Here is a 7689-nt window from a genome sequence, read left to right on the forward strand (position 1 = left end):
CCCCCCCCCCCCCCCCCCCCCCCCCCCCCCCCCCCCCCCCCCCCGGCTCTACTCCTCCTTATTCGTCAAACGGACGCTGGCCGAGCGTCTGCGTCACGTGGTCGACGAAACAGGTGATGCGGGCGGCCAGCGCGGTGTTGCGGTAGTACACCGCGTTGATCGGCTGCCGCACTTCCTGCGTCTGCCTGGCGAACAGCTGCACCAGGCGGCCATCACGCCGGTCTTGGCGGGTCAGGAAATCAGACAGGCAGGCGATGCCCAGTCCGGCCACCGCCATCTGCCGCAGTGTCTCGCCACTGGATGAAGCGATGGCCGGCTCGATCACGAAAGACCCGCCATCGGCATCCTGCAGCGGCCATTCGTTCAACGAACTGGGCTGGGTGAAGCCCAGCAGGTCGTGCTCGCGCAGCTGCTCCACGCGCGTGGGCGTGCCGTGGCGGCGCAGGTATTCGGGGCTGGCCACCACCCGGATGCGGCTGTGGCCGATCGGCCGCGCATGCAGGGTCGAGTCGCGCAGCACGCCGATGCGGAACGCCACGTCGGTGCGCTTCTCGATCAGGTCGGTGATGCCTTCATTGGAATTCAGCTCCAGCTCCACCTGCGGGTAGCGCTCACGGAACCCCTCAAGCAGCGGCACGATCACGTGCAGCATGAACGGCGTGGCGGCGTCCACGCGCAGGCGCCCGACCGGCCGCAGCCGCCGCGCGGCCATCTGTTCCTCGGCCTCGTCCACCGTGGCCAGGATCGTGCGCGCGTACTCCAGGAACGCCGCGCCTTCCTCGGTCAGTTCCAGCCGCCGCGTGGTCCGTCGCAGCAGCGTGGTCTGCAGCTTGTCCTCCAGCCGCGCCAAGGTGCGGCTGGTGGCCGAGATGGTCAGTTCCAGCGCCTCGGCCGCCGCCGTGATCGAACCACTGTCGACCACGGCCACGAAGGCCTTCAGCTCATCCAGGGTGGTTTTCATTTTTTACCTCGGCGCAAAAGCGTTTCCCGTATACACAGCTTAATCAACAAATGTAAAGCGCCCACACTTCGCCCTGTCCCGAGCCCACCGGCTCTCAACGAAGTCCCTGGAGTCCATCATGAGCGTTCCTTCCTTTGGCGTCGGCACCTTCCGCCTGAACGGCCAGACCGTCATCGACTCGGTGCGCAACGCCCTCGACGTTGGCTACCGTGCGGTCGATACCGCGCAGATCTACGGCAACGAAGCCGAAGTCGGTCAGGCCATCGCCGAATCCGGCGTCCCGCGCGACCAGCTGTTCCTGACCACCAAGATCTGGGTGGACAACTACGCCGCCGACAAGCTGATCCCGAGCCTGCGCGACAGCCTGGCCAAGCTGCGCACCGACTACGTCGACCTGTTGCTGATCCACTGGCCGGCGCCGGGCAATGGCGTTGAACTGCGCGAGTACATGACCGCGCTGGCCGAAGCCAAGACGCTGGGCTTGACCCGCCAGATCGGTGTGTCCAACTTCAACATCGAGCTGACCCGGCAGGCCATCGAGGTGGTCGGTGCCGGCGAGATCGCCACCAACCAGATCGAACTGAGCCCGTACCTGCAGAACCCGGCACTGACCGCCTTCCTGCAGGACCAGGGCATCACCGTGACCTCCTACATGACCCTGGCCTACGGCAAGGTGCTGAAGGATCCGGTGCTGGCCGCCATCGCCGACAAGCACCAGGCCACCGTGGCCCAGGTCGCGCTGGCGTGGGCGCTGCAGCGGGGTTACTCGGTCATCCCGTCCTCGACCAAGCGCGAGAACCTGGCCAGCAACCTGCTCGCCCAGGACCTGCACCTGGATGCCGATGACATGGCCGCGATCGCTGCGCTTGACCGCAACGGCCGCGAAGTCGATCCGCCGGGCCTTGCCCCGGCCTGGGACTGAGGAGCCTGGCCATGGGCAGTGCGTTGGCGCGGCTGCAGGCCGGTGGCTTCAGCATCGGCATCGAAGCACCGCTGGACAATGACTGGACGCCGCTGGGCGAACAGGCACGACGCGCCGCGCGACGCCTGCCCGGTGAACCGGACCTGCAGCGCCATGCGGAACTGGCACGGTTGGCCGACCGCCTCGGCTTCCGTGCGCTGTGGGTACGCGACGTGCCGGTGTACGACCCGGCCTTCGGCGATGCGGCGCAGGTGTTCGAGGTATTCAGTTACCTCGGCTACCTGGCCGGCATCACCAATGACATCCTGCTGGGCACCGGTGCGGTGGTGCTGCCGATCCGTGAGCCCTTGCTGACCCTGAAGTCGGCGCGCAGCGTGCAGCGGCTGAGCGGCGACCGCCTGTTGCTGGGCGTGGCCAGTGGCGACCGCCCGGTGGAGTACCCGCTGTTCGGTCGCGACTTCGACAGCCGTGGCAGCCGTTTCCGCGAGCAGATCGCATTGCTGCGCGAAGGCGCCGCCGCGCACCTGCCGCAGGGCCTGGACGTGCTGCCCGCCGATGGCCCGGCCCTGCCGTTGTTCGTGGCCGGCCTGGCCCAACAGCAACCAGCATGGATCGGCCAGCACATGGATGGCTGCCTGGCCTACCCGGGCGCGCCGCAGGACCATGCGCAACGCGTGGCGGCGTGGCGCGCCGTGGCCGGCAACAAGCCGTATGCCAGCTTCATCCACCTGGACCTGGTGGACGATGCCGATGCCCCCCTGCAGCGCTGGCGCTTCGGCCTGCGCGGCGGCCGCAACGCACTGCTGGCCGAGCTGCACGCCATGCAGTTGGCCGGTGTCGACCACATCGGCCTGCAGTTCCGCCGCAACGAACGGCCGTTGGCCGAAACCTTCCACGAAATCGCCGAGTACGTGCTGCCGCACTTCCCGGCCCATGCCAGCGCCGCCGCGACGGCCTGACAGTTACCGGAGCTTTGCCATGAAGATGAAGACCCTGGCCGCGCTTGCGCTGGCCACCCTGCCGCTGTCCTTCCAGGCCACCGCCGAGGACTGGTATCCCTCTGCCTACGGTGCCAACGACGAGATCGGCGCGGCCAACCTGCTCACCGCGGACGTGGTCAAGCACGCGGTATCGCTGGTCAGGACCGGCAAGACCTATCCGCTGGCGGTGCCGGTGGACAAGAACCTGCCCGCGTTCCGTCACCGCAGCTTCCGCCTGTACAACGTGCAGGTCGGCCAGCAGGCCGGCAAGTCGCTGGGCCCCAACAAGTTCACCTTCAACGATGAACTGGTGAACGCCTGGACCGGCGTTGGCACCCAGCTCAACGGCATCGGCCATATCGGCATCGACAACGTCTACTACAACGGCAACAAGGCCGCTGACTTCGTCACCGTGGACGGCGTGCGCAAGCTCGGCGTCGAGAAGGTACCGCCGATGGTCACCCGCGGCGTCGTGCTGGACATGACCGCGTACTACGGCAAGGCGATCGTGCCCGGCGGCACCGAGTTCACCGTGGCCGACATCCAGGCCGTGCTGAAGAAGCAGGGACTGAGCCTGCGCAAGGGCGACGTGGTGCTGTTCAACACCGGCTGGCTGGAACTGATCGGCGAGGACGACAAACAGTTTCTCGAAGTGGAACCGGGTATCGGCATGGAGGCCGCGAAGTGGCTGGCCGACCAGGGCATCGTCGCCTTCGGTGGCGACACCTGGGCCTCGGAGGTCTATCCGAACCCGAACGGTGCCGAGGAGTTCCCGATCAACCAGTACATGCTGGCCAAGCGCGGCATCTACAACCTGGAGCTGATCGACAGCCGTGCCCTGGTGCGCGACAAGGCCTGGGAATTCCTGTTCGTGCTCGGCCAGCCGCTTTACGTCGGCTCGACCCAGGTCAACATCAACCCGGTGGCGATCCGATGAACACGGCCCCCGCCTTGCCGTTGTTCGCCGGCCGCCGCTTCCGCGTCAGCTATGACGGCCTGGCCGCCGACAATGTCTACAGCGCCGATGGCCGCCACGTGCAGTACGCCATCGTTTCCGGCGCCTATGCCGGTGCGCAGGGCGAAGCCGCCTGCGAGTGGCAGCAGATCGGCGAAGGGGTCTATGCCATTTCGTGGCAGGAAGCCGATGGCGCAACGGTCGTGCATGTCGACGACTTCGTCGGCGGGCGTTCGCTGGCCTGGTTCACCGCCACCGATGGCAGTTTCCATCGCATGCAGGGGCCGTTGGCAGCACTGTGATGCCGGCCAGCGGCCGGCACCACCTGTGCGTGGACGGAACATTACAGATCGGTAATGTTCGGGTCAGGGCGGCGAAAGGCGCCGCCCTCCACTCTGCGGGCCACTTCTTCCACAGGTGTCCCGCGCATGACCCGTTCCCTTCGCCGCTCCGTCTCCCTGGCGCTTCTCCTGTCCGGCCTCGCGGTTGCGCCGCTGGCGCTGGCCCATCCGAGCCTGGTGCGCTCGACGCCGGCCGCCGACGCCACCATGGCCCCGGCGACCGAGATCACGCTGCAGTTCAGTGAGAAGGTGATGCCGCGTGCCACCCGCATCGAACTGAGCATGGACCATGGCCGCATGAAGATGGCCATGCCCACCACCGCACAGGACATTTCCGAAGATGGCCACACGCTGCGCGCGCGTTTCGCCAAGCCGCTGCCCCCAGGCAGCTATGCACTGCAATGGCGCGCGGTCGGCCAGGACAGCCACCCGATCACCGGCAACTACCGCTTCACCGTGAAGTAAGGCTGCCGTCGTGGCCGAGCTCTCGCCGTATGCGCTGCGGCTGGCGCTGTACCTGGTGCTGATGCTGCTGTTCGGGCGGATGCTGTTCGTCCGTCCGGGGTTGCCACGCGGCGTCTCGCTGGCGCTCGCCCTGATCGCGTTGGCCGTGGTGGTCACCGATGCCATCACCCGCTTGTCCGGTGTGCTCGGCATCGCGCCGGCCGACATCGACCCAGCAACGGCGCACTGGTTCCTCACCGGCACGCCGGTAGGTGAAGCCGGCCTGCTGCGCACCGTGGCGGTGCTGGCGATGCTGCCCCTGCTGGCAGCCGCCACGCCGCTGGGTGGACCGCGGCGCGTGGCGCTGCTCGCGTTGTCCGGAATGGCCCTCGCCAGCCTGTCCTGGAACGGCCATGCCGCCGCCGGCGATGGATTCGGTGGCACGATGCGGCTGGTGGCCGGCATCGTGCACCTGCTGGCCGCCGGCGCCTGGGTCGGCGCGATCGCTGCCATCCTGCAGTTGGCGCTGCGTCCGCAGGGCCTGCGCCTGCGCGAACGCACCCGGGAGCTGTGGCAGGCCGCCCACGGCTTCGCCCTGCCCGGCACGATCATCGTCGCCACCCTGGCGATGACCGGCGCCTATACCTATGTCGATCTTGGCGGTTCCGTGCAGACCCTCATCGGCACTGCGCACGGACGCTGGCTGCTGCTCAAACTCGCCCTGGTCGGTGGCATGCTGGGCCTGGCCGCGCTGCATCGCTGGCGGCTGGTGCCGGCGCTGGCGGTCTCCATCCGTGGCGGCTGGCAACCCAGGCCGCTGCGCTCGCTCCGCCAAAGCCTGGCCTGCGAATCGCTGCTGGCGCTGCTGGTGCTGGCCTGCGTCGCGGTGCTTGGCACGCTGGACCCACTGGCATGACCAATCCGTTCCGGTACGGGCCCAAGCTGCGATGATGGGCGCATCATGAAACTGCTGATCGTCGAAGACGAACCCAAGACCGGCAACTACCTGCGCCAGGGGCTGATCGAGGCCGGCTACGTGGTCGATCTCGCCTGCAACGGCGTCGACGGGCTGCACCTGGCCGGCAGCGGCGAGTACCAGCTGGTCATCCTCGACGTGATGCTGCCCGGCCTGGATGGCTGGAACGTGCTGTCGCGGCTGCGCGAGGCCGGCTGGCAGGTGCCGGTACTGTTCCTGACCGCGCGCAGCAGCATCGCCGACCGCGTGCAGGGCCTTGAGCTGGGCGCCGACGACTACCTGGCCAAGCCATTCGCCTTCGCCGAGCTGCTGGCGCGGGTACGCACCCTGCTGCGTCGCGGCCAGGCGCAGCCGCAGGCCGAGCGCATCGTCATCGCCGACCTGGTGGTGGACACCCTGCGCCGCCGGGTTGAACGCGGCGGCCAGCGCATCACCCTCAGCCAGAAGGAATACACCCTGCTGGAGCTGCTGGCGCGCCGACGTGGCGAAGTGCTGCCGCGCTCGTTGATCGCTTCGCAGGTGTGGGACATGAATTTCGACAGCGACACCAACGTGATCGACGTGGCGATCCGCCGCCTGCGCGCGAAGATCGACGATGACTTCGATGCCAAGCTGATCGTCACCGTGCGCGGCATGGGCTATGTGCTGGAGGCGCCGGACGACGGTGCAGTGCACAGCGGATGAGCCTGCGCCGTTCCATCGCGGTGCGGCTGACGCTGCTGTTCGCCATCGTGGCCACGCTGGTGCTGGCCGCGTTGGGCGTGGCGATCTATGTCAGTGCCCGCCACGACCTGGTCGCCCAGGACTTCGTCGAACTGGAAAACAAGGTCGCGTTGATCCGTGACCTCGCCGATAACGGACCTGCGTCCACACGCGGGAAGCGCTTGGCAGAGGCGCTGGGCCATCATCCGGACATCGCCTTCCACGTTGTTGATGGGCGTGGCGCGGTGCTGTTCTCGACCGCACCGGCACTGCTGCGCGAGCATGCACGCGGCCAGCCGATCGACGCCGCGCCACGGCGGCACGACTGGATCCTCGCCGATGGCCGCTGCATGCATGCCCTGCACCTGCGCCAGACCCTGGCCGACGGCAGCCCGCTGGTCACCCTGCTGGCCATCGATGACAACCGCCATGCCGATTTCCTGCAGCGCTTCCGCCACCTGCTGGCGATCGCGATCATCGGCGCCGCCGTGGCCAGCAGCCTGCTCGGCGGTTATGTGGTGCGGCGTACGCTGCGGCCGCTGCGCACGCTGGCCGATGAGGCCAGGCAGATCACCGCCGGTCGCCTGCAGCGCCGCCTGAGCGCGCGCAGTGCACCGGCCGAACTGGAGCAGTTGGCGCAGACCCTCAACGGCATGCTGGCACGCCTGCAGCAGGACTTCGCGCGGCTGACCGAGTTCTCCGGTGATCTCGCCCACGAGTTGCGCACCCCGATCACCAATATGCTGACCCAGGTGCAGGTGGTGCTGGCGCACCCGCGCAGCAACGAGGCCTACCGCGAGACGCTGGCGTCGTGTGCCGAGGAACTGCAGCAACTGGCGCAGACCGTGGGCGACCTGCTGTACCTGGCGCAGGCCGAGGCGCCGGGCGCGCTGCCCTCGCGCGAGCCGGTGGCGCTGGATGGGGTGGTGGATTCGCTGCTCGAGTTCTACGACCTGCTGGCCGAGGACCGGAAGTTGACCCTGCGCCGCGACGGTGTGGCGAGCGTGGAAGGCAACCGCCTGATGCTGCACCGTGCGATCGCCAACCTGCTGTCCAACGCGTTGAAGCACGCAGCCGTGGGCAGCGAAGTACGGGTGCGGCTGCTCGAGGCTGATGGCGTGTGCAGGCTCAGTGTGCACAACCTTGGCACGCCGATTGCCGCCGAAGCGCTGCCGCGCCTGTTCGATCGCTTCTATCGCGGCGAGCGCGGCCGCCACGAAGGTGCCGGACTGGGGCTGGCGATCACCCGCGCGATTGCACAGGCCCATGGCGGTAGTGTGAGTGTTGTGTCGGATGACACCGGCACCGTGTTCGAGCTGATGCTGCCGAGTGCAGCCGCCCGGTAGTGCCGGCCCATGGCAGCGTCTCAGGAACGTTGCTTCGGTGCTGCCGGCCAGCGGCCGGCACT

At 68.1% G+C, this 7689-nt stretch carries 9 protein-coding genes; 8 read left to right on the forward strand and 1 reads right to left on the reverse strand.

All coding sequences use genetic code 11. From position 1 onward, the window contains the following. Positions 1-58: 58 nt before the first annotated feature. The gene (locus O0K41_RS21555; RefSeq protein WP_049450857.1) at positions 59-961 is read right to left on the reverse strand and encodes a LysR family transcriptional regulator; all 903 of its coding nucleotides are present in this window, start codon (positions 959-961) and stop codon (positions 59-61) included. A 118-nt stretch (positions 962-1079) separates the two neighbouring features. Between O0K41_RS21555 and dkgB the strand changes: the two genes are divergently transcribed. The 8 genes from dkgB (at position 1080) to O0K41_RS21595 (ending at position 7627) form a co-directional block, all read left to right on the forward strand. After that, positions 1080-1883: a 2,5-didehydrogluconate reductase DkgB gene (gene dkgB / locus O0K41_RS21560; RefSeq protein ID WP_049450859.1), complete on the forward strand. Its 804-nt coding sequence runs from the start codon at positions 1080-1082 to the stop codon at positions 1881-1883. 11 nt (positions 1884-1894) lie between these two features. After that, the gene (locus O0K41_RS21565) at positions 1895-2842 is read left to right on the forward strand and encodes a TIGR03571 family LLM class oxidoreductase (RefSeq protein WP_049450860.1); all 948 of its coding nucleotides are present in this window, start codon (positions 1895-1897) and stop codon (positions 2840-2842) included. 19 nt (positions 2843-2861) lie between these two features. Next, positions 2862-3800 (forward strand): cyclase family protein, encoded by a 939-nt coding sequence (locus O0K41_RS21570; protein WP_152904900.1) that lies wholly within the window; start codon positions 2862-2864, stop codon positions 3798-3800. After that, a complete protein-coding gene (locus tag O0K41_RS21575) occupies positions 3797-4120 on the forward strand; it encodes a hypothetical protein (RefSeq protein ID WP_005409840.1) in 324 nt (107 codons plus the stop codon). Before O0K41_RS21570 ends, O0K41_RS21575 begins: the two co-directional genes overlap by 4 nt. Before the next feature lie 126 nt (positions 4121-4246). Further along, a complete protein-coding gene (gene copC, locus O0K41_RS21580) occupies positions 4247-4624 on the forward strand; it encodes a copper homeostasis periplasmic binding protein CopC (RefSeq protein ID WP_164222851.1) in 378 nt (125 codons plus the stop codon). A 10-nt stretch (positions 4625-4634) separates the two neighbouring features. Beyond that, entirely contained in the window at positions 4635-5519 is an 885-nt protein-coding gene (gene copD, locus O0K41_RS21585) for a copper homeostasis membrane protein CopD (protein WP_049450865.1), read from the forward strand. Between the two features lie 45 nt (positions 5520-5564). Next, entirely contained in the window at positions 5565-6263 is a 699-nt protein-coding gene (locus O0K41_RS21590; protein ID WP_012480412.1) for a heavy metal response regulator transcription factor, read from the forward strand. Beyond that, on the forward strand, positions 6260-7627 hold the full coding sequence (locus tag O0K41_RS21595; protein ID WP_099604803.1) for a heavy metal sensor histidine kinase: 1368 nt from the start codon (positions 6260-6262) through the stop codon (positions 7625-7627). Before O0K41_RS21590 ends, O0K41_RS21595 begins: the two co-directional genes overlap by 4 nt. The last annotated feature ends 62 nt before the right edge of the window (positions 7628-7689 follow it).

Origin of the sequence: Stenotrophomonas sp. Sm2128 (assembly GCF_030985535.1) — a bacterium.
Classification (GTDB): Bacteria; Pseudomonadota; Gammaproteobacteria; order Xanthomonadales; family Xanthomonadaceae; genus Stenotrophomonas; species Stenotrophomonas maltophilia.

Bases quoted from the DNA above. Each gene is read 5' to 3' on its own strand.
- O0K41_RS21555 (WP_049450857.1), bottom strand. From the start codon at position 961: ATGAAAACCACCCTGGATGAGCTGAAGGCCTTCGTGGCCGTGGTCGAC.
- dkgB (WP_049450859.1), top strand. From the start codon at position 1,080: ATGAGCGTTCCTTCCTTTGGCGTCGGCACCTTCCGCCTGAACGGCCAG.
- O0K41_RS21565 (WP_049450860.1), top strand. From the start codon at position 1,895: ATGGGCAGTGCGTTGGCGCGGCTGCAGGCCGGTGGCTTCAGCATCGGC.
- O0K41_RS21570 (WP_152904900.1), top strand. From the start codon at position 2,862: ATGAAGATGAAGACCCTGGCCGCGCTTGCGCTGGCCACCCTGCCGCTG.
- O0K41_RS21575 (WP_005409840.1), top strand. From the start codon at position 3,797: ATGAACACGGCCCCCGCCTTGCCGTTGTTCGCCGGCCGCCGCTTCCGC.
- copC (WP_164222851.1), top strand. From the start codon at position 4,247: ATGACCCGTTCCCTTCGCCGCTCCGTCTCCCTGGCGCTTCTCCTGTCC.
- O0K41_RS21590 (WP_012480412.1), top strand. From the start codon at position 5,565: ATGAAACTGCTGATCGTCGAAGACGAACCCAAGACCGGCAACTACCTG.
- O0K41_RS21595 (WP_099604803.1), top strand. From the start codon at position 6,260: ATGAGCCTGCGCCGTTCCATCGCGGTGCGGCTGACGCTGCTGTTCGCC.